Annotated in this window: 28 protein-coding genes; 15 read left to right on the top strand and 13 right to left on the bottom strand. The window is 44.0% G+C overall.

All coding sequences use genetic code 11. The features are described 5' to 3' along the window. Window positions 1–140: 140 nt before the first annotated feature. The 6 genes from AB4589_RS12920 to tsaA all read right to left on the bottom strand — a co-directional run bounded on the left by AB4589_RS12920 (window position 141) and on the right by tsaA (window position 4,702). Window positions 141–467 carry a hypothetical protein gene (locus AB4589_RS12920; RefSeq protein ID WP_009847438.1) on the bottom strand — a complete coding sequence of 109 codons (327 nt, stop codon included), beginning with the start codon at window positions 465–467 and terminating at the stop codon, window positions 141–143. 236 nt (window positions 468–703) lie between these two features. Then, the gene (locus tag AB4589_RS12915) at window positions 704–895 is read right to left on the bottom strand and encodes a DUF4250 domain-containing protein (RefSeq protein WP_009847437.1); all 192 of its coding nucleotides are present in this window, start codon (window positions 893–895) and stop codon (window positions 704–706) included. A 1-nt stretch (window position 896) separates the two neighbouring features. After that, window positions 897–1,100 carry a YaeP family protein gene (locus AB4589_RS12910; RefSeq protein ID WP_009847436.1) on the bottom strand — a complete coding sequence of 68 codons (204 nt, stop codon included), beginning with the start codon at window positions 1,098–1,100 and terminating at the stop codon, window positions 897–899. 210 nt (window positions 1,101–1,310) lie between these two features. Then, complete coding sequence (locus tag AB4589_RS12905) at window positions 1,311–2,000, bottom strand: tellurite resistance TerB family protein (RefSeq protein ID WP_372100718.1); 690 nt, start codon at window positions 1,998–2,000, stop codon at window positions 1,311–1,313. Window positions 2,001–2,189: 189 nt separating this feature from the next. Then, the gene (locus AB4589_RS12900) at window positions 2,190–3,905 is read right to left on the bottom strand and encodes a proline--tRNA ligase (protein ID WP_372100716.1); all 1,716 of its coding nucleotides are present in this window, start codon (window positions 3,903–3,905) and stop codon (window positions 2,190–2,192) included. Window positions 3,906–4,006: 101 nt separating this feature from the next. After that, complete coding sequence (tsaA, locus tag AB4589_RS12895) at window positions 4,007–4,702, bottom strand: tRNA (N6-threonylcarbamoyladenosine(37)-N6)-methyltransferase TrmO (RefSeq protein ID WP_372100714.1); 696 nt, start codon at window positions 4,700–4,702, stop codon at window positions 4,007–4,009. Between the two features lie 124 nt (window positions 4,703–4,826). Between tsaA and AB4589_RS12890 the strand changes: the two genes are divergently transcribed. From AB4589_RS12890 to AB4589_RS12880, 3 genes are all read left to right on the top strand, one after another. Then, window positions 4,827–5,087, top strand: coding sequence for a type B 50S ribosomal protein L31 (locus AB4589_RS12890; RefSeq protein WP_009847432.1), 261 nt, complete (start codon window positions 4,827–4,829; stop codon window positions 5,085–5,087). A gap of 1 nt (window position 5,088) precedes the next feature. Then, complete coding sequence (gene ykgO, locus AB4589_RS12885) at window positions 5,089–5,214, top strand: type B 50S ribosomal protein L36 (protein ID WP_009847431.1); 126 nt, start codon at window positions 5,089–5,091, stop codon at window positions 5,212–5,214. A 387-nt stretch (window positions 5,215–5,601) separates the two neighbouring features. Beyond that, window positions 5,602–7,188: an AbgT family transporter gene (locus tag AB4589_RS12880; RefSeq protein WP_009847430.1), complete on the top strand. Its 1,587-nt coding sequence runs from the start codon at window positions 5,602–5,604 to the stop codon at window positions 7,186–7,188. A 277-nt stretch (window positions 7,189–7,465) separates the two neighbouring features. Here the strand turns inward: AB4589_RS12880 and AB4589_RS12875 are convergent, their stop codons facing one another. Both AB4589_RS12875 and AB4589_RS12870 read right to left on the bottom strand, forming a co-directional pair. Next, window positions 7,466–7,909: a YaiI/YqxD family protein gene (locus AB4589_RS12875; RefSeq protein ID WP_009847429.1), complete on the bottom strand. Its 444-nt coding sequence runs from the start codon at window positions 7,907–7,909 to the stop codon at window positions 7,466–7,468. A gap of 38 nt (window positions 7,910–7,947) precedes the next feature. Then, entirely contained in the window at window positions 7,948–8,235 is a 288-nt protein-coding gene (locus tag AB4589_RS12870) for a hypothetical protein (protein WP_009847428.1), read from the bottom strand. Between the two features lie 768 nt (window positions 8,236–9,003). Between AB4589_RS12870 and AB4589_RS12865 the strand changes: the two genes are divergently transcribed. Beyond that, entirely contained in the window at window positions 9,004–9,522 is a 519-nt protein-coding gene (locus tag AB4589_RS12865; protein ID WP_009847427.1) for a GNAT family N-acetyltransferase, read from the top strand. On the opposite strand, the gene AB4589_RS12860 is transcribed toward AB4589_RS12865, so the two are convergent. Further along, window positions 9,488–9,796 carry a DUF3301 domain-containing protein gene (locus AB4589_RS12860; protein ID WP_009847426.1) on the bottom strand — a complete coding sequence of 103 codons (309 nt, stop codon included), beginning with the start codon at window positions 9,794–9,796 and terminating at the stop codon, window positions 9,488–9,490. The two genes, AB4589_RS12865 and AB4589_RS12860, sit on opposite strands and share 35 nt — an antisense overlap. A gap of 84 nt (window positions 9,797–9,880) precedes the next feature. After that, window positions 9,881–10,921, bottom strand: coding sequence for a DUF3549 family protein (locus AB4589_RS12855; protein WP_372100712.1), 1,041 nt, complete (start codon window positions 10,919–10,921; stop codon window positions 9,881–9,883). A gap of 87 nt (window positions 10,922–11,008) precedes the next feature. Here AB4589_RS12855 and AB4589_RS12850 point away from each other — a divergent pair, with 87 nt between their 5' ends. Both AB4589_RS12850 and truC read left to right on the top strand, forming a co-directional pair. Next, window positions 11,009–11,323, top strand: a complete 315-nt coding sequence (locus AB4589_RS12850) for a YqcC family protein (RefSeq protein ID WP_012604609.1) — start codon at window positions 11,009–11,011, stop codon at window positions 11,321–11,323. Further along, complete coding sequence (gene truC, locus AB4589_RS12845) at window positions 11,323–12,072, top strand: tRNA pseudouridine(65) synthase TruC (RefSeq protein WP_029223042.1); 750 nt, start codon at window positions 11,323–11,325, stop codon at window positions 12,070–12,072. The genes AB4589_RS12850 and truC overlap by 1 nt, the downstream gene beginning before the upstream one ends. A gap of 161 nt (window positions 12,073–12,233) precedes the next feature. Here the strand turns inward: truC and AB4589_RS12840 are convergent, their stop codons facing one another. The 3 genes from AB4589_RS12840 to map all read right to left on the bottom strand — a co-directional run bounded on the left by AB4589_RS12840 (window position 12,234) and on the right by map (window position 16,474). Next, the gene (locus AB4589_RS12840) at window positions 12,234–12,617 is read right to left on the bottom strand and encodes a DUF3461 family protein (protein WP_004734354.1); all 384 of its coding nucleotides are present in this window, start codon (window positions 12,615–12,617) and stop codon (window positions 12,234–12,236) included. A gap of 217 nt (window positions 12,618–12,834) precedes the next feature. Further along, window positions 12,835–15,456 (bottom strand): bifunctional uridylyltransferase/uridylyl-removing protein GlnD, encoded by a 2,622-nt coding sequence (glnD, locus tag AB4589_RS12835; RefSeq protein ID WP_372100709.1) that lies wholly within the window; start codon window positions 15,454–15,456, stop codon window positions 12,835–12,837. 139 nt (window positions 15,457–15,595) lie between these two features. After that, entirely contained in the window at window positions 15,596–16,474 is an 879-nt protein-coding gene (gene map, locus AB4589_RS12830; RefSeq protein WP_012604605.1) for a type I methionyl aminopeptidase, read from the bottom strand. Window positions 16,475–16,931: 457 nt separating this feature from the next. Here map and rpsB point away from each other — a divergent pair, with 457 nt between their 5' ends. The 9 genes from rpsB to bamA all read left to right on the top strand — a co-directional run bounded on the left by rpsB (window position 16,932) and on the right by bamA (window position 26,969). Then, on the top strand, window positions 16,932–17,663 hold the full coding sequence (rpsB, locus tag AB4589_RS12825; protein ID WP_009847420.1) for a 30S ribosomal protein S2: 732 nt from the start codon (window positions 16,932–16,934) through the stop codon (window positions 17,661–17,663). 137 nt (window positions 17,664–17,800) lie between these two features. Further along, a complete protein-coding gene (tsf, locus tag AB4589_RS12820) occupies window positions 17,801–18,646 on the top strand; it encodes a translation elongation factor Ts (protein WP_009847419.1) in 846 nt (281 codons plus the stop codon). Between the two features lie 156 nt (window positions 18,647–18,802). After that, a complete protein-coding gene (pyrH, locus tag AB4589_RS12815; RefSeq protein ID WP_009847418.1) occupies window positions 18,803–19,534 on the top strand; it encodes a UMP kinase in 732 nt (243 codons plus the stop codon). Between the two features lie 98 nt (window positions 19,535–19,632). Then, on the top strand, window positions 19,633–20,190 hold the full coding sequence (frr, locus tag AB4589_RS12810) for a ribosome recycling factor (RefSeq protein ID WP_009847417.1): 558 nt from the start codon (window positions 19,633–19,635) through the stop codon (window positions 20,188–20,190). Between the two features lie 98 nt (window positions 20,191–20,288). Continuing rightward, window positions 20,289–21,041, top strand: coding sequence for an isoprenyl transferase (locus AB4589_RS12805; protein ID WP_371708267.1), 753 nt, complete (start codon window positions 20,289–20,291; stop codon window positions 21,039–21,041). Window positions 21,042–21,057: 16 nt separating this feature from the next. Further along, window positions 21,058–21,900 (top strand): phosphatidate cytidylyltransferase, encoded by an 843-nt coding sequence (locus tag AB4589_RS12800; protein WP_017096810.1) that lies wholly within the window; start codon window positions 21,058–21,060, stop codon window positions 21,898–21,900. A gap of 51 nt (window positions 21,901–21,951) precedes the next feature. Beyond that, window positions 21,952–23,160 (top strand): 1-deoxy-D-xylulose-5-phosphate reductoisomerase, encoded by a 1,209-nt coding sequence (gene ispC / locus AB4589_RS12795; RefSeq protein WP_135382665.1) that lies wholly within the window; start codon window positions 21,952–21,954, stop codon window positions 23,158–23,160. Next, complete coding sequence (rseP, locus tag AB4589_RS12790) at window positions 23,157–24,515, top strand: sigma E protease regulator RseP (protein ID WP_017103660.1); 1,359 nt, start codon at window positions 23,157–23,159, stop codon at window positions 24,513–24,515. Before ispC ends, rseP begins: the two co-directional genes overlap by 4 nt. Window positions 24,516–24,563: 48 nt before the next feature. Continuing rightward, entirely contained in the window at window positions 24,564–26,969 is a 2,406-nt protein-coding gene (gene bamA, locus AB4589_RS12785) for an outer membrane protein assembly factor BamA (RefSeq protein WP_372100707.1), read from the top strand. Window positions 26,970–26,996 lie beyond the last annotated feature (27 nt).

Below are 26,996 nucleotides of genomic sequence, written 5' to 3'. Positions count from 1 at the left end.
TAACTGATCGGCATTACCCCTTTGGGGCCTTTTTTGTATCTGTAGGTATGAGAGTTAGGTTATCTGAGAATACAGAAAGGCAGGTACTAAAAAGGGTTAATGCTTTCACATCAACCCTTTATCACTTTCTTGTGTCGCTTCTACTTTTTAATGCTAAGTAGGGTGCCTGACTTACACTTGAAAGAGTAGTAGTGACGGCTTTCGTTGAATTTACCTAAGCCTTCGCCATCACAATAGTCGATGTTGATATCGCGCATAATTTCTAGCGTATCTTCACTGTTCAAGGCAAATTTAGAGCCGTCAGAGCAGACGATACGTACTCTTTCATCATGGCTTACAGAGTAGATATCGACTTCAGTATTACACAGCTCAAAAGAGGCTTCACGGAAGTTGTCTTGTTGAGTATTTGAAGCACAACCTGCGGTAAATACGGCTGCGATAACGGCTAAAAGTCCGAGTCTTTTCATTGTTAGTCCTTCGATATCATCGAATTTGGTGATGAGTTTTATATGCTGTTTGGAGTAGCCTATACAACAACACGCTTTGATTCAAGGCGCGTTCGCTGACTCTAGGATATAAAAGTATAGGCGCAACCAGATAATTTCTAATAAGTTTATTCGTCTTTAGCCTATTATGTACCCGACCAAAAATAAAAAAACCAACACGGAGGTTGGTCTTTAAAATTTAAGTTTGTTCTAAATGACTATCGAAACTGTTTTGCTTCCGGAAGAAACTCAAAACCAGCAGACGCAAGTTTTGCGGTCAATGCAGCTTTGTCGATTTCATAGAAGTTGACTACTCGATCTAAATCACCGCCGAAGTCGTCACGCAGCTTCATGTTGACGATGCTCATCAACATCACAGGATCCATCTTTTCAAAGTTAGCGAGGTTCATATTAGTCCTCGAAATCTGAGATCAGTAGATTCGCTGCGGCAAATGCAGCACGATCTCTTGCTTCTTTAGGAAGAGATTCATCTGCAGCAAGGTCGTTCAATGTTTTTACCGCGCAGGTGATCGCTTTAGGGATATAGCCTTGGTCGCCACTGCCAATTTGAGAATACAGTTCACGCACCAAATCACAACAATCGTATACTTTCATTTTTATACCTAACCAAATGATAACTGATCTCAATATACACATAGAGATAGGCAAAAACAAAGTGGATCTGACTAAGTTCATAGTTAGTTTGTTCTTGCTCAATATCTCATTCTGTTGATGCTCAATATCTCATTCTGTTGATGCTCAATGTATCACTTTGCTAACTTGTTACTTAGCGTGATATTTACTGATTCGCCTGATAACTACCGCTTAACTAGAGATCTGCTGTTCAAGTTGATGAGTGACCTCATCAGCTAAGTTGAGCTGCTTTGCTAACTCTTTGAGGTAAGCCTTCTCCATAAAGTTCTGCTCATCCGCTACAATCAAAGAGGCTAAGTAGATCTCACTCGCTTGTTGAGGTGACGTTGCTAATTGAGCAATTTCACTTGGATCGAGTGGTTTGTGCAGCTCTTCAGAGACCAATTTAGTCAGTTGATAATCGGCGCCCATATTTTCGACCGCTTGCTCGATCTTTGCCATCTCCTCTTCATCGACATGACCATCGGCTTTGGACGCAGCAATCATCGATCTTAGAATCAGCACACTATGGTTTGAGTCGTTCTCATCAAATTGAGCTTGTTCGGAATTCGGTGCTTGGCCTTGTTTAGACTGATAGTCGTTATAGACCTTGTAAGCGAGTGCGCCAAGTGTCGCTGCGCCACCAATACCAGCGGCTTTCTTACCCATTTTCTTGGTTTTCTTAGAGCCCATTAACGCACCTAAGAGTCCGCCGCCAACTGCGCCTGCGCCGAAGGCTCCGAGCGTGCTTTTGTTGATATTCTTACCACTGCCGCCTTGAGTTAGGCCACTTAAACTTGAAGAGCCTTGGGAAAGCTTCTGAGTACCTTGTTTAACTAGATCTGACTTAAGTGCTTGGTTAAGTAAGCTTTTGATATCCATCGATACCTCCAATGTAATCGTGTCTAAAGAGTTGATGAACCCAATATACGGATTTAAAGATGAACAGGGGATTAACTTACGTTATTTACTCTACTGATAAATAGAAGGGAGTTTGAAGAGAAACGACAGGCACAAAAAAGGCCACCTAATGGCAGCCTTTCAATGTTTATCTAGTAAGTAATCGGATTACTAAGCTAGTTGAGCTTTAAGGTGCTCGATAACCGTGTCCATTGCGATAGCTTCTTTATCACCTGTACGACGGTTTTTGTATTCGAAGTTACCTTCGTCCATGCTGCGATCACCGATAACGATAGTGTGAGGGATGCCCACTAGCTCGATATCTTTAAACATAACACCTGGGCGCTCTTTACGGTCATCGAATAATACTTCGATTCCCATAGCCGTTAATTCAGCGTATAGCTTCTCAGCTGCTTCTTTAACGCGCTCAGATTTGTGCATGTTCATTGGTACGATAGCAACTTGGAATGGTGCTAGTGCGTCTGGCCAAGTAATACCGAACTTATCGTGGTTTTGCTCGATAGCAGATGCAACAACACGTGAAACACCGATACCGTAACAACCCATTTCTAAGATTACGCTCTTACCATCAGGACCAAGCACGTTACAGTTCATTGCTTTAGAGTAAGTATTACCTAGTTGGAAGATGTGACCAACTTCGATACCGCGCTTAAGTTGGATGGTACCTTGACCACATGGGCTAAGGTCGCCTTCAACAACGTTACGTAGGTCTTCAACTTGAGCAAGCTCTACGTCACGACCCCAGTTGATGCCAAAGTAGTGCTTATCATCTACGTTTGCGCCAGCGCCGAAGTCACTCATTACAGCAACAGAGCGGTCAACGATGAATGGCAGTTCTAAGCCAACAGGGCCAAGTGAACCAGGACCTGCACCAACAAGTGCACGGATTTCTTCTTCAGAAGCCATCTCTAGCGGAGCAGCAACCTGTGGAAGGTTCTCTGCTTTCACTTCGTTCAGTTCGTGATCACCACGGATGATCAGTGCGATGATGTCTGCATCTACTTCATCAGAAGCTTTAACGAATAGAGTCTTAACGGTCTTCTCGATTGCTAGACCGTGCTGCTCTACAAGCTCTGCGATTGTTTTTGCGTTTGGCGTATCAACCAGTTCCATCTCTTGAGTTGGCGCTGCCGCTTCAGTCGTTGGAGCTAGTGCTTCTGCTTTCTCGATGTTCGCTGCGTAATCCGATTCTGAAGAGAATGCGATTAGGTCTTCGCCGCTTTCAGCAAGAACGTGGAACTCTTGAGAGCCGCTGCCGCCGATTGCGCCAGAGTCTGCCAATACTGGACGGTACTCAAGGCCCATGCGGTCGAATGCTTTACAGTAAGCATCGTGCATCGCTTGGTAAGACTTTTCTAAGCCTTCTTTATCGATATCAAAGCTGTACGCATCCATCATCGAGAATTCACGTGCACGCATTACGCCAAAACGAGGGCGGCGTTCATCACGGAATTTAGTCTGGATTTGGTACAGGTTTAGAGGAAGCTGTTTGTAAGAGCTGATCTCGTTACGTACTAGGCTCGTCACAACTTCTTCAGCTGTTGGGCTAAGAACAAACGGACGAGAATGACGGTCTGTGAAACGAAGTAGCTCAGGACCCATCTTTTCAGAACGGCCAGTCTCTTCCCAAAGCTCAAACGGTTGAACTACGGGCATCAAGATTTCAACGGCACCTGCATTATCGATCTCTTGGCGAACGATATTTTCGACTTTACGCAGTACACGTAGACCAGTAGGTAGCCAAGTATATAAACCTGAAGCTAGCTTACGGATCATACCTGCACGTAGCATCAGCTGGTGGCTGATAACTTCTGCGTCGTTTGGAGTCTCTTTCAGAGTAGAAAGAAGGTAGTTACTGGTACGCATTCTATGGTATCCGTTTCATCATTGATAAAAGAAAACTTGCTGTGGTTAATGACAACAGCAAATCTGATATAGCCGCATATAATATCAGCCTATTTGGGATCTCAAAAGCGTTCAATGTCAGTTACATTGATGAAAAGCGTTTCAACCACGAATTTCACGTTAAGATCGAACAAATTTACCGCATATTCCTTGTTGTCAGGCTTACCTTTCTTATAGGCAGGGCGAGGATCTTGGCCTAATACTTCTTTGCTCACCTGAATGATATGGCGTGCTTGTGGGTGGCTTGCGAGCTTACTTTGCGCTTGTTGCGAGAAGTTAACGTCGAGCACTGCTGGTTCATCGGCGGCAAACCCCCCTAGTGCATCGGGAATTGAATCCGAGTAGGGGATATAAGGTTTGATGTCGATGATCGGTGTGCCGTCAACGAGATCAACACTGCCCAAGTCCAACCAAGTTTGTCCCTTTTCTTGAGATACCCCTTTGAGTTCAACTGCAGACATGCCTATTCCATTCGGTCTGAATGTGGCACGAGACGCGAATACACCAATACGTTCGTTCCCGCCAAGGCGAGGTGGCCTCACGGTTGGTTTCCATCCTGCTTCAAGGTTCTTATCGAACAAAAACAACAACCACACATGGCTAAATTGTTCAATATTACGAACAGACTCAAGGCAGTTCGCTGCTTCAACTAGCCTGACTCTTGAGGTAGAAGTGGGTACTAACCTAGGCTGTCTTGGCACAGCGAACTTCTCTTTATAAGGAGACTCAATAAAGCCAACAGGTTCAATGGTGTACATAGCAAGGTGTTCTCTGGTTTCAGTTAAGACGGAAAAATATCATAAAATCACTTGTTTTTCTTTTGATAATAATTATCATTTGATATGTTATAACATATCAAATTAGCCATTTAAGGGAAATACAATGAAACCGAATATCCACCCTGATTACCGCCCCGTGGTTTTTCATGACACCAGTGTCGATGAGTACTTCTTAATCGGATCTACATTGAAAACAGATCGCACTATCGAATGGGAAGACGGAAATACTTATCCTTACTTCACGATTGAGGTGTCGTCAAAGTCGCATCCTTTCTATACGGGTAAACAGCGAGTGCTACATAAAGAGGGACGCGTTGCGAACTTCACTCGTCGTTTTGGTCAATTAGGTAAGGGAGCGAAATAGAATGAAAGTTGTGAAATCACTGAAAAGTGCGAAAAGCCGTCACCCAGATTGCCAAATAGTAAAGCGTAGAGGCCGTCTCTATGTCATCTGTAAATCCAACCCGAGATTCAAAGCGGTTCAAAAATAGTCAGTCAATTTGATGTGACATGAGTGTAAAAACGAGGGGAAAGTCAAACTTCATTCATTTGTCTGTTTTTCTTTTCCTTCGAGAGGAACTTTGTAGGAGAGTATGTGCTCACTTAGCGTACGTTGTTTCTTATTTGTCACTTTATCAATGGCTTACAAGCGCAAGCATAAACCGAATGAATGCATCCATACCAATTATAAACCTAACTTTCATACTTTAATTGGAGTTATTTGCTAATTTTTTGTTTTTATTAAGTTAAAAAGAATGGTTTGTTACACACTTTGTAACATTTGCGATTTCTAATTGACCCTTTTGTCGAGTAATCTGCGCGGGCAATTTAAACATCTTTGTCACAATTGCACAGGAATCACTACAAGGAGGGAACTGATGAGTTCATCAGCTTCAATAAAAAACAATTCGCCTAAAAAACCTATTTTTACTCGCTTTTTAGATGGCGTTGAATATTTGGGGAACCTATTACCCCACCCAATCACTCTTTTCGCAATCTTCTGCTTAGCAATCCTCGTTACTTCAGGTATTGCTGGTTACTTCGAAGTGTCTGTTATGGACCCTCGACCAGAAGGTGCTAAAGGTCGTGCTGCTGACGGCATGATCCACGTTGTAAGTCTGCTTAACGCAGAAGGTCTACAACTTATTGTGACTAACTTAGTTAAGAACTTTGTTGGTTTTGCTCCACTAGGTACTGTACTTGTTGCTATGCTTGGTGTAGCGATTGCTGAACACTCAGGTCTACTATCTGCTGCAATGCGTGGCATGGTAATGGGTGCTTCTAAGCGTATGGTTACAGTAACGGTTGTGTTTGCAGGTATTATCTCTAACACAGCATCAGAGCTTGGCTATGTGGTACTTATTCCACTAGCAGCAATGCTTTTCCATTCTTTAGGTCGTCACCCTCTTGCTGGTCTTGCTGCGGCATTCGCTGGTGTGTCAGGTGGTTACTCTGCAAACCTACTTATCGGTACGGTTGACCCACTGCTTTCTGGTATTACAGAAACAGCGGCACAGATGATTGACCCGTCTTACACGGTTGGTCCTGAGTCAAACTGGTACTTCATGTTTGTTTCTACTTTCTTCATCGCGATTACAGGTGCATTTGTAACTGAGAAGATTGTTGAACCTAAGTTGGGTAAATACAACGACGAAGAAGCTTCTGAAGATTTATCAAATGATTCGATGGGCAGACTGACGGATGTTGAGAAGAAAGGTCTAAAACTAGCAGGTATTGCTGTATTGGCTGTTTCTGCACTTCTAGCGTGGACTATCGTTCCAGCTGACGGTGTTCTACGTTCAGCGTCTGGTACGGTTTCGGGTTCTCCATTCTTGAAGAGTATTGTTGCGTTTATCTTTGTATTCTTCGCTATTCCTGGTTTTGTTTACGGTAAAGTTACCGGTTCAATGAAGAACGATCGTGACGTGATCAACGCGATGGCAACGTCTATGTCTTCAATGGGCATGTACATTGTTCTTGTATTCTTTGCTGCACAGTTTGTTGCTTTCTTTAAGTGGACTAACTTTGGTCAAGTAATCGCTGTTGGTGGCGCTAGCTTCTTACAAGATATCGGTCTTACTGGCCCAATGTTGTTCTTTGCATTTATCCTAATGTGTGGCTTCATTAACCTAATGATCGGTTCAGCTTCTGCTCAGTGGGCAGTAACAGCACCTATCTTTGTACCTATGCTAATGCTTGTTGGTTACGCACCAGAAACGATTCAAGCTGCTTACCGTATCGGTGATTCAACGACGAACATCATTACACCAATGATGAGCTACTTCGGTCTTATTCTTGCTGTAGCGACGCGTTACATGAAGAACCTTGGTATCGGTACTCTGATTGCTACAATGCTTCCATACTCAATCTGCTTTATGTTCGGTTGGAGCATCTTGTTCTACCTATGGGTGTTCGTATTTGGTCTTCCAGTAGGCCCAGGTGCAGCAACGTTCTACACGCCGTAGTAACGTTAGTACAAGTCATATTGTTAGATTTTAAAGCCTGCCTCGTGCTGGTTTTTTTTGATCGAAATTATGGTGTACCAATCACGGAAAGTGATCTGAAAGAGTGTAGAAAATTGGGATGATTTAAAAAGAAGAGATGGTGGCAAGATGGATCATCAATACTCCGTTAAAGTAACACTTAGTATCAAGTGTTAAGTAACAAGAACGGAGTATGTCGACAAACATATCTACAGGTTCACGGTTATGGCTATGAACGAATATCAATGTTTCTTAATGATTATCGCTTTGCTAGCAGGCGATCAAGGTGATTCGCGAACTCACGACGATCGGTCTGTGAGAGGGCGCTTGGTCCACCCGTTTGGATGCCGCTTGAACGCATGGTATCCATAAAGTCACGAATGTTCAGGCGCGCTTTGATGGTTTCTTTGGTGTAGAGCTCGCCACGAGAGCTAAGTGCTTGACCACCTTTGGTGATCACTTCATCGGCGAGAGGGATATCGGATGTAATCACGAGATCACCGGGTTCAGTGCGTTTTACGATTTCATCATCTGCAATATCAAATCCGCTTGGGACTTGAATTGAGTGAATGTTATTACGCTTGGGAACGGGAACCAAATGGTTCGCGACAAAGGTACATTCGACCCCTGTGCGCTCAGCTGCGCGTACGATTGTTTCTCGGATAACCTTGGGACAAGCGTCCGCATCAACCCATATTTTCATAGTGTTCTATTTCTCTGTTAGCTTATTGCTCAGTTAACTTATTGTTCCGTTAACTTGGCTTCTAGCGTGGCAACGCGGGTGGTAAGTTCAAGGATTTGCTTTTCCAGTTGGCTAACACGATCGAGTGCTGGCTCTTCTTGTGTCGCGACTTCAACTTTAGGAACGCGATTCGCGCTTTTCCAGCTCTTGATGGTTGTGATTAAAGCGGGCATCGGAACCGATGTACTCATACGAGCTTTAACTAAAGCAACTGTAGGCTCTTTCCCTTGTGCTTGCAGTCCTTCAAGCACTGATTTCAACTCTTCAGACACATCTTTTGTCAGCATGTTGACCTCCATTTTTAGTCTTCAGCCATTTTACTCGCTCTGGTGAGTGATAGCGAATCATAAAACCGCCCATAGCTTGTGAGAGATCTCTTACAAAGGTTGTGAGATAACACGAATACATCGCTAGAGAGATTGAGGTGCATATGATTAAGTGGTTGATTTTTTGTTGTTTTATATAATTAACAACTTTTATGAATTCAAAGTGTGATGCAAATCTATTGTCCCAAATCGTAAATCGCGTAAATTAAACCTTGTCGGAAGGATTCTGACACGGAACAGGAAAGCACCAAGGATTTGGTTATCTTCAGGATGAAGATTTGGTTACTTAGGATTGAGTAGTCAAGCATGGAGCGTAAGGACATTGTAGGGATACAGTCAGTTAACAGGAAGTTAGCTGCAACGGAATGACAATGGACACCTTTAGGATTTAAAGGGTTGGATTAGCATCAGGACGATGTAAAGGACACCGCTCACGGAACAAGTGATGTGCGCTAACTAGGATTGTTAGCTTTCAGGATGATTGGACACCGCTAGGACGGCGAAGTAAAGGAAAGAGCTGAAGGATTACAGCCACTATTATGGATGATGCATGGAGCATTTATTAGTAGCCGGACTGCTGCGAGTAAGACCCTAGCCCTGACACTTCGGTGTCGGGGCTTTTCTTTATCTGAGGCTTTTCTTCTCTCTAGGGGGCTCTTTAATTCAGGAGCTTTTATCTAAGATCGCGACATCTGCTTTTCTGCTAATGGTCAACACAAGGAGTGTTTTATGACGATAGCAACCTCAAGAACGCTGTTGGTACCTTATACCGAACAGCTACAACACGACTTTATCAAGTTGAATTGCTGCCCCGTTAATCGTTCTGAAATGAATGGGCCGCACTCTATTGCCTCTGCGAAGTTCTTATTTCAAGAGATACTGCAAGACAACGTCGGCTTCTGCCGCGCTATCATCCACAACCAAACCCGTGAATATCTTGGGCATGTCTTTATTTCATCAGAAGAGGGTAGGCATGAGCTTGGCTTTATTTTGGATAAAGAGTATTGGAATCGCGGCTTTGCTAGTGAGGTGCTAAAACCATTTTTAAGTTTGGTGTGTTTTGAAGAGCGCCTAACGAATGTTGTTGCGACTGTGAATGTCGGCCACAACCCATCGATTAAGTTATTAGAAAAACTAGGGTTTGAATTTAAGGAAACCAAACAAGATTCGTTTGGCCCTTATCATGAATATAGCTATAACGCGCACTGCGACGTTACATTCTATGAGGCTGTAGCTCAAACCGCATAGAGCGGAAGCCGACCATGGTCAGTTTTCCTTGGTATAGGTCATCACCTAATGCCGAAAATTCAAAATGGTACACAGTATGCCAGCGCCAAATGGTCGTGAGCTCATGGCGCATCTTAAGTTTATGACCGTTGAAGGCAACGCTTAATAGCTGCAAGTCGAGCTCTTTACACTTTCTCGCAATGGCAGCTTTCGCAAGCTCGGATTGCCTGCGCTGCTGCCAAAACAGAAAGCAAAAGAAGCACAGCATCAAAATAGCCACTAAGTTATCTATCATTTAGTCCATACTTCCTTTTATCTTTCTATTCCAATTGTGTTTTGAGCTCGTTGTTACGAGCTACTGAGCTGTTCTGTCTAGTTTTTATTGCGACTTAGCCGCTTGTTGTAACTCAATCAATGCGTTTGCGAGTTCTGGTGATGGGTTCGAATTCAACAACGGCAAAAATACCATTCTTAGTGTCGGAATCATCACTAAATCTGCAAATAACTGATTGAACAGGTTTTGGTTGCCTGTTTGTGCGAGGCGCAACAAGAATTGCTCGGCAATCGCTGGATCTTGTAGTGCGTGCCAGCTGCGACCCGCTAAACCAATTAACACCTCTTGGTGGCTAAAGCGTGGACTCGCGAGAACTTGGTTAATGATGTTATTCGCGATCCTTTGTTCTGCACCGGAAAGGGCACGAACCAAAGCTGACAGTAAGAACAGATCCGGCTCTTGACTGTTAATCTCATTGTCTGCCATTTCTTGTAAGCGTTGAGCGAGCTTATCATTGATTTGCGTGTGCTCAAGCGCCCCTAGTGTTGCGTATAGCGGCTCTGATGGCAGTTTATTCAATGCTTTGCGAATAGCGACACCGTTTTGCTGACTGCCTAAGCGAGCACACATATCGGTGATGCCTTGAAGACCAACGGTTTTCCAGTTATCCCAACCAAGCTCACCTGTGAAGTAATGCTGAGCGTGCTCGTAATATTGGCTCGTCGCGAGGTCTAACCCTGCTCTTACTTGGCTATGGAATACGGCCATTTTGTCTTCAGAAGGCTTGAAGGTATAAGGGTTGTTTGACAGCTTTTGTTGTTGCTCTTCGCTGATATCACCGTTCAAACGAGTGCCCATCGCTTCGATAACAAACTTAAGAAAATTACCCACATCCCCTTGATGCAGTAAGCCTCTTTCATCGAGTTTGAATTTTAGGAACCAGATCCAAGGTTGCTTGTGTTCGTTCCAGTAGCTAATCGCTAAGTGAGCTTGTTTCTGAAGTGGAAACGGGTATGGCTGTTTCCCCTGCTCAACATCAGAGAATAGGGTGTTGTCGATTTTCTGGATACGACGACCTAGGTCGTAGATGTCGTATTGGCAACCGCTATTCTTTAGTAACTGAGTGAGCGTGTGAATGGTTTCCATAGTAATAAAGCTCCTAACTTTCTTTCCTAAATAGATGGTACTCTATGCCCCAATTTCAAGGTCACTAGATAAATAACTTGGTGAAAAATGACAGCTGCCACAAAGTTACCTCTTTTACTTCAACAATTAGAACAACAAATGCGCCAATGTTCGCTATGGAGTGATGTTTCGCCTTCGGATGAAGCTTTGGCGAGCGTTGAGCCTTTTGCGATTGACTCGCTACAGCCAGAAGAGTGGTTGCAGTGGATCTTTATCGTAAAGATCAACGCAATGATGGATGCCCAAATGAGCCTACCGAAAGGCTTTGCGATTCATCCTTATTTTGGTGAAGTGTGGAAAAATGAGGCAGACAAAGCTGAGCTGCTAGTGACGATTCAGAGCATTGATGAGGTATGCGCGTAATGTTAGAGATCATTTATCAAGATGAGTATTTTGTCGCGGTGAATAAGCCTGCGGGTATGCTAGTGCATCGCTCATGGTTGGATAAACACGAGACTCAGTTTGTGATGCAGACTCTGCGCGACCAAATTGGTCAGCACGTATTTCCTCTGCATCGCTTAGACCGTCCAACGTCTGGCGTATTGGTGTTTGCTCTGTCGAGTGAAGTTGCCTCTGAGGTGATGCCGATGTTCGCCAACCACGAGATGCAAAAAACCTATCATGCGATTGTGCGTGGTTGGATAGAAGAGGGCGATACGCTCGATTATGCGCTTAAGGTTGAGCTGGATAAGATCGCCGATAAGTTCGCGAAAGAAGATAAAGAACCACAAGAAGCCGTCACTGTTTACGAGCCGTTAGCTAAAGTTGAAGTGCCGTATTCAACAGGCCGTTTTCCTACCAGTCGTTATTGCTTAGTTGAGATGATGCCAAAGACAGGACGTAAACATCAGCTGCGTCGTCACATGGCTCATCTAAGACACCCAATCGTGGGCGATACTTCACATGGTGATGGTAAGCATAACCGACTGTTCCGTGATGATTTAGACTCACACCGTCTGTTGCTGCATGCTTCTGAATTGCGCTTCATTCATCCTTTCACTAAAGAAGAATTGGTGATGAAGGCGAACTTAGATGAAACGTGGTTAAGGTTGTTTGAAACTTTTGAGTGGGATGCCCACTTAATCGATGCTCAAACTTGCTTGTCGAAGTAAGTCACGCGTGTTTAAGCAATCGCGAGTCTAAGTGAATAGAGAAAATAGAATAAAAACAAAGGGCTGATAGTGATATCAGCCCTTTTTGATGTCTGTGCTATCTTAACAGCATAACTAATGTTGGTTGGTTAATCGTTAATCGCTAACCGTGAATCGCGGGATCATTTAAGTTTTTCTAGATCGGCTTCGATCTCTGCGATCTTGCTTGATACCACTTTTTCTAGATGGCGTAAGTCAGTAAGGATCTTCTGCTTCACATCCACCTCAGCCGTTGGCGTCGGTTTGGTGATCTTGTTGAGTTCATCAATCACAAGAGTGAGGTTGCGGTTAATCTCGGTCACTTCTTTGTATTGATTATTGCCGCCGCTAACAAGCACACTTTTTACTTGTCGCGGGTACTTAAACTTAACGCTTTTCGCGAACAGTTCACCTTTCTGCTTACGAAAGTAAATCTTCAGGATATCTTTGTGCGCTTCTTGGCGAAGGGAGTAACGTTCAATCTGTTTAGGTTCGTGGATACCTAAGCCAGTGAGGTTTGGATACATAAGCGACCTCTAGGTTATGAATGTAATACTTTTATGTAATTGACTTGATCAATGTAGCAGCCTAACGACGAGCTAGATAGTTGATATCTGTGAATTGATTGTAAGTTGTGGGCAAGATCGCTCTCTATCTTTGCCCACACTTATTTGGCTATTAAGCAGCTCCAAGAGCTAAACTTGTTTCCTAGTCACAACTTACTTCTAGCTCTAAATTAGCTTTCTAAGGTGCGAGTTCTGAAACGTGTTCGGTTAATCTTTCTCTTAAGGCTTGTTCTTGTTCTTCAGACAACCTTCCTCCCGCGTCACTGGTCAGAATAAACAAATCTTCTGCACGTTCGCCGATGGTGGTAATTTTAGCGCCGTGCAAATTGATGTCTAACTCAGCAAAGGTTGCGCCGACTTGAGCCAACAACCCCGGTGTATCAAGAGCTCTCAACTCCATCAAGGTGCGCTTCTTGCTCTTGGTTGGTAGGAACTCAACCCGAGTTTTTACCTTGAAATGCTGCAAGTTTCGAGGCGTGCGACGTGTCTTAATCTTAGTTGGACGGCCATCAGCCAGAACATGAGTTAGATGTTTCGCAACGGCTTTGTGTCTTGCTTCATCAATCGCTTCACCATGCTGATCAAGTACGATAAAGGTATCCAAAACGTGACCATCTTTACTGACCATGACCTGCGCGTCATGAACGTTGAAGTTACGTCTATCAAGCTCAGCTACAACGGTCGCAAAAAGTGCGGCTTGGTCTTTACAGTAAACAAACACCTCAGTACCGCCACGCGTCGCTTTCTTGCTGATCAAAACTAACGGTTGGCTCGGATCTTCTAAGCGAAGTAGGTGCTCACAGTGCCAAGCAATTTGAGTGTGTGTATGACGCAAAAAATAGTCAGCTTTAAAACGCTGCCACAACACTTCAATTTCACGAGCGGAGAAACCTTCTTTACGCAGCAGTGCAGATGCCATTTGTTGATTGTGACGAATACGGTCTCTGACATCGACTGGGTTTTCCAAGCCGCGACGCAGTGCTCGCTGTGTTGAGTGAAATAGCTCCGCTAACAGGGTGCGTTTCCAGCTGTTCCATAATTCAGGGTTAGTCGCACAGATATCGGCGACGGTTAAGCACACCAGTAGCTCTAAAGATTCTTCATCGCGGACTTTTTTAGCAAACTCAGTGATGACATCAGGGTCGTAGATATCACGGCGTTGGGCGGTGACAGACATCAATAGGTGGTTCTGAACGAGCCAAGCGACTTGTTTTGCTTCTGGTTTTGACAATCCGTGTTCGATACAGAAGGAGTAAGCTTCAACTGCGCCAATTTCCGAATGGTCTCCACCACGGCCTTTTCCGATGTCGTGGAAGATAGCGGCTAGGATCAGGAGTTCTTTTTTCTGAACTCGAGGGTACACTTCACAACAAATTGGGTGTTTGTCGTGGTTCTCTACTTGGCTAAAGCGGTTGATGTGCTTGAGCAGGCGAATACTGTGTTCATCCACGGTGTAAACGTGGAACAGATCAAACTGCATTTGGCCGACAATTTGGCTCCATTGCGGTAAGTACGCCGATAGCACGCCCAGTTTATGCATCAAGCTAAAAGCTTTGTGCAGTGCGTTGGGGTGGCGAACTAAATCCATGAACTTGTCACGAGCTTCAGGAATGGTATGCAGGAAGCGGTTCAATCGGCGACGCGCCGTTCGCAGTTGTCGTAATGTTGGGGGGCTTACCCCTTCGATCGTCGAGTCATTCGCGATATGGATAAACATATCGAGAATCGTTTCTGGTCGTGCTTGGAATAGGGCTGGCTTACGCGCTTCGATTAATGAACCTCGACGTTGGAAGTCATTGTCGAGAATCTCGGCTTCTTGTGTTTGACCACCGTTAATGATTGCTTGGTCAAACAGCTTAAGCAGCATTTTGTTGAGCTCTGCTACACGACGAAGTGTTCGGTAGAACTCCTTCATCATCATTTCTACGCCGCGATTGCCCTCACCAGTGTAACCAAGGTGTTCGGCTACTTGAGCCTGATGCGCAAAGGTAAGACGATTGTCGTAGCGGCGCAGCTCTATGTGCAGTGCAAAGCGAACGCGCCATAAGAAGTCTTGGCACTCCACGAGTTCACGATATTCAGCATCGGTAAGAAAGCCATACTTGCTCATTTCCAACAAAGAAGTCGCACCGAAGTGGCGACGTGCTACCCAACTCAGAGTGTGGATGTCTCTGAGTCCGCCCGGAGTTGATTTGATATGCGGTTCTAGATTGTAGGTGGTGTCGTGGTACCGAGCATGACGCTCTCTTTGTTCTTGAATTTTGGCTTTGTAAAAGGTCTCACTTGGCCAAAATGAATCGGAATGAATCTTTAGTTTCAGCTCTTGGAAGGTGTCTTCACTGCCACACAGTAAGCGCGATTCTTGCAGGTTAGTCGCAACCGTTAAATCGTCACTACCAATCTCAATACATTCAGCAATGGTACGCACTGCGTGGCCGACTTCTAGCTTCAAATCCCACAATAGGGTGATGAATTGACTGACTTTCTCACCTAGTGCTGATGGTAGAGTTCTTTGCGAGACGATGAGAATATCAATATCGGATAAAGGGTGTAGTTCACCACGGCCATAGCCGCCTACTGCGACCAACGCAATATGAGGCAGTTTGCTAAATCCGAAATGTTCCCATAAACGATTGAGAAGCAAATCCATGTATTCGGAGCGCAGCAGAACCAAATCGGTAACTGGATGATGATTTAGAAATTCGCTCTTTTGATACAGCGTGAAGATTTCGAGCTGATTTTTTAATTCGCAGATTTCAAGTTGTTCGTCATTGAACGTAATAGGGCATTGATAAGGCATAGTCTGCTATCCGTGCAAGCAAATGAGAATAGTAAACAATTTAACAGAAGCTGATGCAAAATCGAAATTGAGCGGATAAAAAAATATCCTCGGCAATGCGAGGATATTTTCAAAAGTCTGAGGTGTTCAGTTTGTTGAACTAAGCGTTCTTCATGATACGTGGAATCGTATCATCACTGCGTAGTGTTAGTACTTCACAACCTGTATCAGTCACAACTAATGTGTGTTCCCACTGAGCCGAGTTCTTGCTGTCAGCTGTGTACACTGTCCAGCTATCTTCGTCATCTAGACGACAGCCAAACTTACCCGCATTGATCATTGGCTCGATAGTGAAGCACATGCCTGCTTTTAGCACTGTGCGATCGCTGTTTTTGTAGTGAACGACTTGTGGATCTTCGTGGAACTCAGAACCAATGCCGTGACCACAGTAATCTTTTACAATAGAGAACTTAGCGCGTGGGTTATTCTTGTTGTTTGTCTTGATGTACTTCTCGATAGCAGTACCAACTTGGCCAAGTTGAACGCCTGGTTTAACCTGACGCATGCCTTCATAAAGTGCTTCTTGAGCAACCATGCATAGACGTTTGTTTGCTGGTGAAACTTCACCCACAAGGAACATTTTAGATGTGTCACCATGGTAACCCTGCGGACGAGTGCTTAGGTCTGCATTTTCGTCATCAGGAACAATCACAGTGATATCAACGTTTAGAATATCGCCATCTTTCAATACTGCAGGTTTGAATTGACCAGTGCTACCAGTCTCATCTTGTGATGCTGGAATACCATGACACACGATGTGGTTGATAGACGTACAGATAGACTTAGGGAAACCGTGGTAATCAAGTGGTGCTGAGTATGCGCCTCTCTCTAGAGCGTACTCGTGACAGATTTGGTTAAGCTCTTCTGTCGTTGTACCCACTTGGATGTGAGGTTCAATCATCTCTAAAATTTCAGAAGCCAGCTTGCCGGCGACGCGCATTTTTTCAATTTCTTCAGCAGTTTTAATTTTTACAGCCATTGCATATCTCTTAATTTGGTAGCACCTAAGTGTGCATATTGGGGCTATTCTATCAGTGCAGCATTTTAGCGCAACATTCCCATATCCATACAATGCTGGTGGATACTGCTTAACTTAAGCCGATATTGCGCTGTAAGACGATGCTGAATCGATTTGATTAGGCCGCGATTTATCGGTGAAATCCGCTAATAGGCTAGAGTATAGCAGTCGCCATTTTTGGATTTTTTTCTAGCCATAGATAGACAAAATATGGTATAAAGCGCGCCGGACATCAGGACTGTTTTCTCCAATTGGCGAAACAAGCTTTGTGTCCACTAACTTATTTCTTTAAATCACACACATTCCGACACATGTTCCGGGGTGCCTCAACAACACAGATAACGGCTGAAAAGTGGTTAGTTGTTAGGGGTCGGATTCATGGGGGATGTGGAGGCCTAACCCCATAGAGGATTTTAAAATGGCAACTGTATCAATGCGCGATATGCTTAAAGCTGGTGTTCACTTCGGTCACCAAACTCGTTACTGGAACCCAAAAATGAAGCCATTCATCTTTGGTGCTCGTAACAAAGTACATATCATCAACCTAGAAAAAACTGTACCAATGTTCAACGACGCTCTAGCTGAAATCGCTAAAGTTGGCGAGAAGAAAGGTAAAGTTCTTTTTGTTGGTACTAAGCGCGCTGCATCTGAAGCTGTTAAAGAAGCTGCTATCAACAGCAACCAGTTCTACGTTAACAACCGCTGGTTAGGCGGTATGCTAACGAACTACAAAACTGTTCGTCAGTCTATCAAGCGTCTGAAAGAACTTGAAGCGCAAGCTCAAGACGGTACTTTCGACAAGCTTACTAAGAAAGAAGCTCTAATGCGCACTCGTGAAATGGAGAAGCTAGAGAAGTCTCTTGGTGGTATCAAGAACATGGGCGGCCTTCCAGACGCTCTATTCGTTATCGATGCTGATCACGAACACATCGCAGTTAAAGAAGCAAACAACCTAGGTATCCCAGTTTACGCTGTAGTTGATACTAACTCTAACCCAGACGGTGTTGACTTCGTTATCCCTGGTAACGATGATGCAATCCGTGCAGTACAGCTTTACCTAAACGCTGCTGCAGACGCGGTTAAAGAAGGTCGTAACAAAGATGTTGCTGCTGTAGCTGCTGAAAAAGACGGTTTTGTAGAAGCTGAATAATAGCGGCTCTGAGCCATATTTAGTTCATATTAAGCGGTCATAATCGATGGCTTAAGAACTGAATACAGTCAATATCAGGGGCCAATTAATTAGGCCCCTGTTTTTTATCTTTTTTAGAATTTACTGAGGAATAGAGAATGGCAACTGTAACTGCAGCTCTAGTTAAAGAACTTCGTGAACGCACAGCTGCGGGCATGATGGAATGTAAAAAAGCGCTTGTTGCTGCTGAAGGCGACATCGAGCTAGCAATTGAAAACATGCGTAAATCTGGCGCAGCGAAAGCAGCTAAAAAAGCTGGTAACGTTGCTGCTGAAGGCGCAATCATCATTAAAGAAGAAGCTGGCGTTGCTGCTCTTCTTGAAGTGAACTGCCAAACTGATTTCGTAGCTAAAGATGCAGGTTTCCTTGCATTCGCTAACGAAGTTGCTGAAGTTGCTCTAGCTGAACGTCTAGACATCGTTGCACTTCAAGCTAAGTTTGAAGACGCACGTATCGCTCTAGTAACTAAGATCGGTGAGAACATCAGCATCCGTCGTGTTGAGCTTGTTGAAGGTGTTGCACTAGCTTCTTACCGTCACGGCGAGAAAATCGGTGTTGTTGTTGCTGGTGAAGGCGAAGCTGAAACGCTTAAGCACATCGCTATGCACGTTGCTGCTTCTAAGCCTGAGTACGTTAACCCATCTGACGTACCTGCTGACGTAGTAGAAAAAGAAAAAGCTGTTCAAGTTGAAATCGCTATGAACGAAGGCAAACCACAAGAGATCGCTGAGAAAATGGTTATCGGCCGTATGAAGAAATTCACGGGCGAAGTATCTCTTACTGGTCAAGCTTTCATCATGGAACCTAAGAAAACTGTTGCTGACATTCTTAAAGAGAAAGGCGCATCAGTTACTACCTTCGTTCGTTTAGAAGTTGGTGAAGGTATCGAGAAAGCAGCTGAAATGAGCTTCGCAGACGAAGTTGCAGCGGTACAAAAAGGTTAATCCTTAGCGTATTGTTTGAAAAGAGACCGTGGCAAATGCTGCGGTCTTTTTATGAATAATGAATTATTTCCGGCTTTTAGCTGTTATGAATGCAAACTGAGCTCTTCAGTTTTTATCCATGACTGTTAATCATCAACTCTTTGGAAGGTAAGCTCCATGACTACGAACCCTAAACCAGCGTATCAACGTATTCTGTTAAAACTTAGCGGTGAAGCGCTACAAGGCGAAGAAGGTTTTGGTATTGACCCAACGATCCTTGATCGTATGGCTCAAGAAGTAAAAGAATTAGTTGAACTAGGCGTTCAAGTTGGTGTTGTTATCGGTGGTGGTAACCTTTTCCGTGGCGCAGGCCTAGCAGAAGCGGGTATGAACCGTGTTGTTGGTGACCATATGGGGATGCTTGCAACGGTAATGAACGGCCTTGCTATGCGTGACGCACTACACCGTGCTTACGTAAACGCACGTGTAATGTCAGCAATTCCTCTTAAAGGTGTATGTGACGACTACAACTGGGCAGATGCAATCAGCCAACTACGTCAAGGTCGTGTTGTGATCTTCTCTGCAGGTACTGGTAACCCATTCTTTACTACAGACTCTGCTGCATGTTTACGCGGTATCGAAATCGAAGCTGACGTAGTTCTAAAAGCAACAAAAGTAGATGGTGTATTTACTGCTGACCCAGTAGCAAACCCAGACGCAGAGTTGTATGATACGTTGTCTTACAACACAATTCTTGAGAAAGAATTGAAAGTAATGGACTTGGCCGCATTTACGCTAGCACGTGACCACAAAATGCCAATCCGTGTATTTAACATGAATAAGCCAGGCGCACTACGTCGCGTGGTTATGGGTGAAACTGAAGGTACATTAATCAGCGACGCTGACTAATTTTTCGGGCTTACTGAAGTATAATGCTTCGGTAAGCTTATCCTTATCACTCCAAATAAAAAGCTTTCTTGAAGAAAGAACATAATCAAGGTGAAATTGTGATTAACGAAATCAAAAAAGACGCTCAAGAGCGCATGGTAAAAAGTGTTGATGCACTAAAAAACAGCCTACAAAAAATCCGTACAGGCCGTGCTCACCCGAGCCTACTTTCTGGTCTTACTGTTGAGTACTACGGTGCACCAACACCTTTGACTCAAGTAGCTAACGTTATTGCTGAAGACGCACGTACACTAGCAATTACAGTGTTTGATAAAACACTGACTCCTCTTGTTGAAAAAGCAATCATGACTTCTGACCTAGGCTTAAACCCTATGTCTGCAGGTACGGTTATTCGCGTTCCACTTCCACCGCTTACGGAAGAGCGTCGTAAAGACCTAGTTAAAATCGTTCGTGGCGAAGCTGAAGGTGGCCGTGTTGCTATTCGTAACATCCGTCGTGACGCGAATGGCGATCTAAAAGCGCTTCTTAAAGACAAAGAAATTTCAGAAGACGAAGATCGTAAAGCACAAGACGAAATTCAAAAGCTAACTGACGCTGCGGTTAAGAACGTAGACGAAGTTCTAGCAGTTAAAGAAAAAGAGTTGATGGAAGTTTAATTTTCCATATTCTTTTCTTTCAGGAAAAACGCTGTACTCACGGTGCAGCGTTTTTTTATGCTATTCTGTTCGACTATTAGAATTTGATTCACTCTTTTATGCATAATTCTCAAGCGTTCACAGACTCTCTTCCTAAACACATTGCTATCATTATGGATGGTAATGGTCGCTGGGCAAAAGCTCAGGGTAAGCCTCGTGTCTTTGGTCATAAAAATGGCGTTCAAGCTGTTCGAAAAACCATATCTTCAGCAGCCAGACTTGGTATTAAAGCCGTAACTCTTTTTGCTTTTAGTAGTGAAAATTGGCGTCGTCCTGAAGAAGAAGTGGGTGTCTTGATGGAACTGTTTATTTCAGTGCTGTCGAGTGAAGTAAAAAAGCTTCATAAAAATAATCTTCAACTTCGTGTTATTGGTGATAAAAGTCGTTTTAATGCGCGACTACAAAAGAAAATAGAAGAAGCGGAAGCTTTGACTAGCACCAATACGGGTATGGTTATTAATATTGCGGCTAACTACGGCGGTAAGTGGGATATCCAGCAAGCGATGACTTCGATTGCTCAACAGGTTAAGTCTGGCGATATTAATGTAGAAGACATTGATGAAGCTATGATTACACAGCACCTGACGATGGCAGATATTCCAGAAGTCGATCTACTTATCCGCACCAGTGGCGAGTGCCGCATTAGTAACTTTATGCTTTGGCAATTAGCTTACGCCGAAATGTATTTCACTGAACAATTCTGGCCAGACTTTAATGAAGACAGCTTAGTAGAAGCTGTGACTTGGTTTGTAAATCGCGAGCGTCGTTTTGGATGCACCGGTGAGCAAATTAAAGCTCTGATGGACAGTTAATAAGGATTTTTTTGGTTTGAAACAACGAATTATTACGGCGTTGATTTTAGCTCCCCTAGTTATTCTAGGTATTTTCGAGTTATCACTTCCCACGTTTATTCTTTCACTAGCAGTAATCTCGCTATTGGGTTTTTGGGAGTGGACTCAGTTTGTTGAAAGCAAATCACGTTATTTAGCGTTGATTCCAACAGTTGTGGTAAGTGCTGCAAGTTTTGCTTTTATACCTTTTGATGCATTTAGCCTTAATAACTTATCGGGTGCTCACTACGCCATTCTAACGATTGGTTCAATTTGGTGGGTAATCGCGAGTGGTATGGCAGTGACTTATCCTAAGTCTATGCCAGCATGGAAAGACTCATCCATTCTTCGTCACGCATTTGGCGTGCTGACTTTGCTACCATTCTTCTGGAGTGTGGTTATCCTGCGTGCTAACGGTATCGATGTTGATCCTTACCACGGCGCAAAATTGGTGATGTTCGTTTGCTTGCTTGTTTGGGCTGCGGACAGTGGTGCTTACTTTTCAGGAAAGAGCTTTGGCAAGCGCAAAATGGCCCCTGCGGTGAGTCCTAATAAAACGATTGAAGGTCTTATTGGTGGCATCATTACAGCAGTGATCGTGGCCTGGATCTTTGCTGACTTGTTTGATATCCAATTCACAAGCCCTCTCCACATGATTGTTATTACTCTTGTGACCGTCGTTATTTCTGTTCTTGGTGATCTTGTTGAAAGCATGTTTAAACGTGTTTCTGGGGTGAAAGACAGCAGTAATCTGATTCCTGGTCATGGTGGTATACTTGATAGAATAGATAGCTTAACGGCTGCGTTCCCTGTCTTTGCTCTGCTTTATTTAGCATTCTAATAAAAAAGGGCAGTGATTCTGCCCTTTATTACATTTCTACGGTCATATGTGATGCGAAATCTAACTATCCTTGGCGCTACCGGCTCAATTGGTGCAAGTACACTAAAAGTCGTTGAACAAAACCCAGAACTCTATTCGGTTGTAGCAATGGCTGCAGGCTCGAATGTTGAAAAGATGCTGGCGTTAGTTGAAAAGTGGCAACCAAGCTATGTTGCTATGGCTTGCCCTGATGCAGCATCTAAGCTGACTGAAGTGCTGTCTACAAATTACCCAAACATCAAAGTTCTTTCTGGTTCTGAAGGCATGTGTCAGGTCGCTTCTCTAGATGAAGTGGACACGGTAATGGCTGCTATTGTGGGTGCGGCAGGTTTGCTTCCTACGATGTCAGCAGTTAAAGCGGGCAAGCGTATCTTACTTGCTAATAAAGAAGCCTTAGTGATGTCAGGGCAGTTGTTCATCGACGCAGTCGAAAAATATGGCGCTGAGCTACTTCCTGTCGATAGTGAACACAATGCTATCTTTCAATGCTTACCGCAAAATGTACAAACCAATCTAGGTCGTTGTAATCTGGAAGAGAACGGTATCAACCATATTCTCTTGACGGGTTCTGGCGGCCCTTTCCGCTATACCGATGTCGCAGAGCTTGAATCCGTTACTCCTGAGCGTGCTATTGCACACCCTAACTGGTCAATGGGCCCTAAAATCTCTGTCGATTCAGCAACTATGATGAATAAAGGCTTAGAGTACATTGAGGCGAAATGGCTATTTAATGCCTCTCAAGAGCAACTCAAAGTTATTATCCACCCTCAGTCTGTGATTCATTCTATGGTTCAGTACAAGGATGGCTCGGTGCTCGCTCAAATGGGCGAACCCGATATGGCAACGCCAATCGCTTTGACGATGTCTTATCCTGAACGCACAGAAGCGGGTGTTAAGCCTCTGGATTTCACCAAAGTGGGCGAGCTTACCTTCTTAGAGCCCGATTTAACTCGTTACCCATGTTTGAGATTAGCCATTGAGGCGTGCTATTTGGGTCAGCATGCAACAACAGCGATTAATGCGGCAAACGAAATTGCAGTCGATGCTTTCTTGAACAATCAAGTAAAGTTTACCGATATTGCTATCATTAACGAGTATGTTATGAACAAAGTATGTGAACAACATAACTCTGAGGGCTTAGATAGCTTGGAAAGCCTTCTTGAGCTCGATAATATGTCTCGTCAAATAGCCATTCAATTTATAAAAGAGCAGCTAGCATGAGTGGAATTCTGTGGAACTTCGCATCCTTTATTGTAGCGCTTGGTATTCTGGTCGCTGTTCATGAATTTGGACACTTCTGGGTTGCTCGTCGCTGCGGTGTGAAAGTAGAAAAATTCTCGATTGGTTTTGGTAAATCGATCTGGAGTAAAGTTGGCCGCGATGGAACGGAATATAGCTTGTCAGTCATTCCATTGGGTGGCTACGTTAAGATGCTTGATGGTCGTGTTGATGACCTTTCTGAAGACGAACAGCAATACGCTTTTGATAAGAAACCGTTGTGGAAACGAACGGCGATTGTGGGGGCAGGTCCAGCATTCAACTTTATCTTTGCCGTGTTCGCATATTGGCTGGTATTTTTGATTGGCGTGCCTGCGGTTAAACCGGTGATCGGTGAGGTCACCCCGCAATCTATTGTTGCACAAGCCGGAATTGAAACTGGAATGGAACTTAAATCTATTTCAGGAATCAAAACCGCAGATTGGGAATCAGTAAACTTGGGTTTGATATCACATATTGGTGATGAGTCCATGACGGTAACGGTTTCTTCTCAAGACGACATCGGCTTTGAACAACAGATAACATTGGATATTTCTGACTGGTCGTTCAACCCAGAAACTGAGTCAGCAATGACAACGCTTGGTTTTAGACCCTATTCTCCAGAGATATCGACAGTGCTCGCTCAAGTTATTGATGACGGTGCTGCCTATTCTGCAGGGCTAGAATCTGGCGATAAAATTGTCGAAATTAATGGTCAGCCTATTGAACAGTGGAAGTCGGTTGTTGAATTAATCCGTTCACACCCAATGATGCCCTTGGACCTTGTCGTATTACGAAATGGTGTTGAGCGGTCATTGGTTATGACGCCGAATAGTCGCGAATTTTCTGATGGTTCTACAATCGGCTATGCGGGTATTGCTCCCGAAGTCGCAGAATGGCCAGAAGATTATCGCTTTGAGTTACAATTTGGTGTAATTGAGTCTGTAGGAAAAGCATTTGATAAAACAGGTCAAATCATAGGTTTGACGCTGACAATGCTTAAGAAGCTCATCGTTGGTGATGTTGGCTTAAATAACTTGAGTGGCCCAATTTCAATTGCTAAAGGCGCAGGGGCAACCGCCGATTACGGTTTGGTTTACTTCTTAGGTTTTTTAGCTCTGATTAGTGTTAACTTGGGTATTATTAATTTAGTTCCGCTGCCTATGCTTGATGGCGGACATTTGCTCTTTTTCGCTATTGAGGCCGTTACTCGTAAACCTGTACCTGAAAAAGTTCAAGAAATGGGATACAGAGTGGGAGGCGCAATCCTCTTCTCTTTGATGGCTCTGGCAATATTTAATGATTTTACTCGTCTGTGAATGGTTTCTCACAGGCATTGGTAGTAGCAAGGAATAATTAGAATAAGTATGGCGATTAAGCAAATTCTGTTCGCAAGTCTATTGGCCACTAGTGTGGCTGCGAACGGAGCACAAAACTTTGTAGTTCAAGATATCAAGATCGAAGGTTTACAGCGTGTTGCACTTGGTGCAGCTCTACTGAAAATGCCAGTACGTATTGGCGATGAAGTGGATGACGGCGATGTATCTGAGATCATTCGTGCACTGTATGCTTCAGGCAACTTTGAGGACGTTAAAGTCCTTCGCGATGATGATGTTTTAGTTGTTCAAGTCAAAGAACGACCGACCATCGCAAGCATCTCATTCTCAGGTAACAAGGCGATCAAAGAAGAACAACTTCAGCAGAACCTAGATGCATCTGGTGTTCGTGAAGGTGAAGCCCTTGACCGAACTACACTGAGTAACATTGAGAAGGGCCTTGAAGATTTTTACTACAGTGTTGGTAAGTACAACGCGACAGTGAAAGCCGTAGTGACGCCTCTGCCTCGTAACCGTTCTGACCTTAAGTTTGTGTTTACTGAGGGCGTGTCCGCTAAGATTCAGCAAATTAACTTTATCGGTAACGAAGTTTTCTCTGACGCTGATCTACTTAGTCGTTTCAACTTGAACGTTGATGTTGCATGGTGGAATTTCCTTGCGGATGAAAAATACCAGAAGCAAGTACTGGCTGGTGATATCGAAGCGTTGAAATCTTACTACCTTGACCGTGGTTACCTTAAGTTTAAGGTAGATTCGACTCAGGTTGCGATCTCTCCTGATAAGAAAGGTGTTTACATCACGCTAGGCCTAGACGAAGGCGAAGCTTATACCGTTAAAGATGTCTCTTTCCGTGGTGAGCTTATCGGCCGCGAGGCTGACTTCGAAGCGTTAGTGCCATTCGAAGATGGCGATACATATAACGGTTCTTCTGTAACGTCTTTAGAAGAGAGCGTGAAACGAATTCTAGGCGAATCTGGCTATGCGTACCCACAAGTTCGTACTATTCCTGAATTTGACGATGAGACCAAAGAAGTGTCGTTGGTTATCAATGTAGAAGCGGGCAGCCGTATCTACGTTCGTGATATTCGATTCACGGGTAACAACTCAACGAAAGATGAAGTACTGCGTCGTGAAATGCGTCAAATGGAAGGCAGCTGGCTGAACTCCAAGTCGATTGATATAGGTAAGAGCCGTCTTAACCGTTTAGGCTTTTTTGAAACGGTCGATGTGCAAACGGTACGTGTTCCTGGCAGTGAAGACCAAGTGGATCTGGTTTACAACGTTAAGGAAGCTAACTCGGGTAGCGTCAACTTCGGTGTTGGCTACGGTACTGAATCGGGTGTCAGCTTCCAGGTTGGTTTACAGCAAGATAACTTTGCAGGTTCTGGTAACCGTGTTGGCGTAAGCGCCATGATGAACGATTACCAAAAGAATGTGAGCTTAGACTACCGCGACCCATACTGGAACCTTGATGGCGTGAGTATGGGCGGCAAAATCTTCTACAACGAATTTGAAGCCTCTGAAGCTGGTATTGTCGATTATACCAACCAAAGTTATGGTACGAGCTTAACATGGGGTTTCCCTATGGATGAGCTGAACCGTCTCGAGTTTGGTTTTGGTTATACGCACAACAAGATCGGTAACGTTCCTACCTATATTCAAGTTGAACAGTTTGCGAGAAGTATTGACCAATACGGTGATGAGCATATCTTAACCGATGACTTCGATATCAATATCTCTTGGACGCGCAACAACCTTAACCGTGGCTTCTTCCCTACTGAAGGTAACCACCAACGTGCTTTCGCGAAAATGACAGTACCTGGTTCGGATGCTAAATACTTCAAAGCGCAATACGATGTAAAACATTACATTCCGTTGACTAAAAAGCATGAGTTCACACTATTGATGCGTGGTCGATTAGGCTATGGTAACGGTTATGGTCAAACGGATGGTAATGATAACTTGTTCCCATTCTACGAAAACTACTACGCGGGTGGTTTTACAACACTACGTGGTTTTGGTTCTAACTCAGCTGGTCCAAAAGCTGTTTACGGAAATAGCACGGGCAACAACCCGACGTACAATTCTGCAACCGATGATTCGGTTGGTGGTAATGCGGTTGCTTTGGCTAGCGTAGAGTTAATCGTACCAACACCGTTTGCTTCTGATGAAGCGCGCAGTCAGATTCGAACTAGCGTGTTCTTCGATATGGCAAGTGTATGGGATACCGAATTCGTAGACCGTGGCGCACCGAATAGCGGTCAACAGTACTACTACGATTACTCTGACCCAACAAATTACCGTTCATCTTATGGTGCCGCTCTTCAGTGGATGTCACCGATGGGACCATTGGTTTTCTCTCTAGCGAAACCAATCAAAATCTACGAAGGCGATGACGAAGAATTCTTCACATTCACCATTGGTAGAACTTTCTAATCTTTAAAGGACAATATTTTGAAAAAT

The sequence above is a fragment of the Vibrio sp. 10N.222.49.A3 genome, assembly GCF_041475145.1.
Taxonomy (GTDB): Bacteria; Pseudomonadota; Gammaproteobacteria; order Enterobacterales; family Vibrionaceae; genus Vibrio; species Vibrio tasmaniensis_A.
Note: the sequence above shows the minus strand (reverse complement) of the source record. Positions and strands in the feature narration are given on the sequence as shown.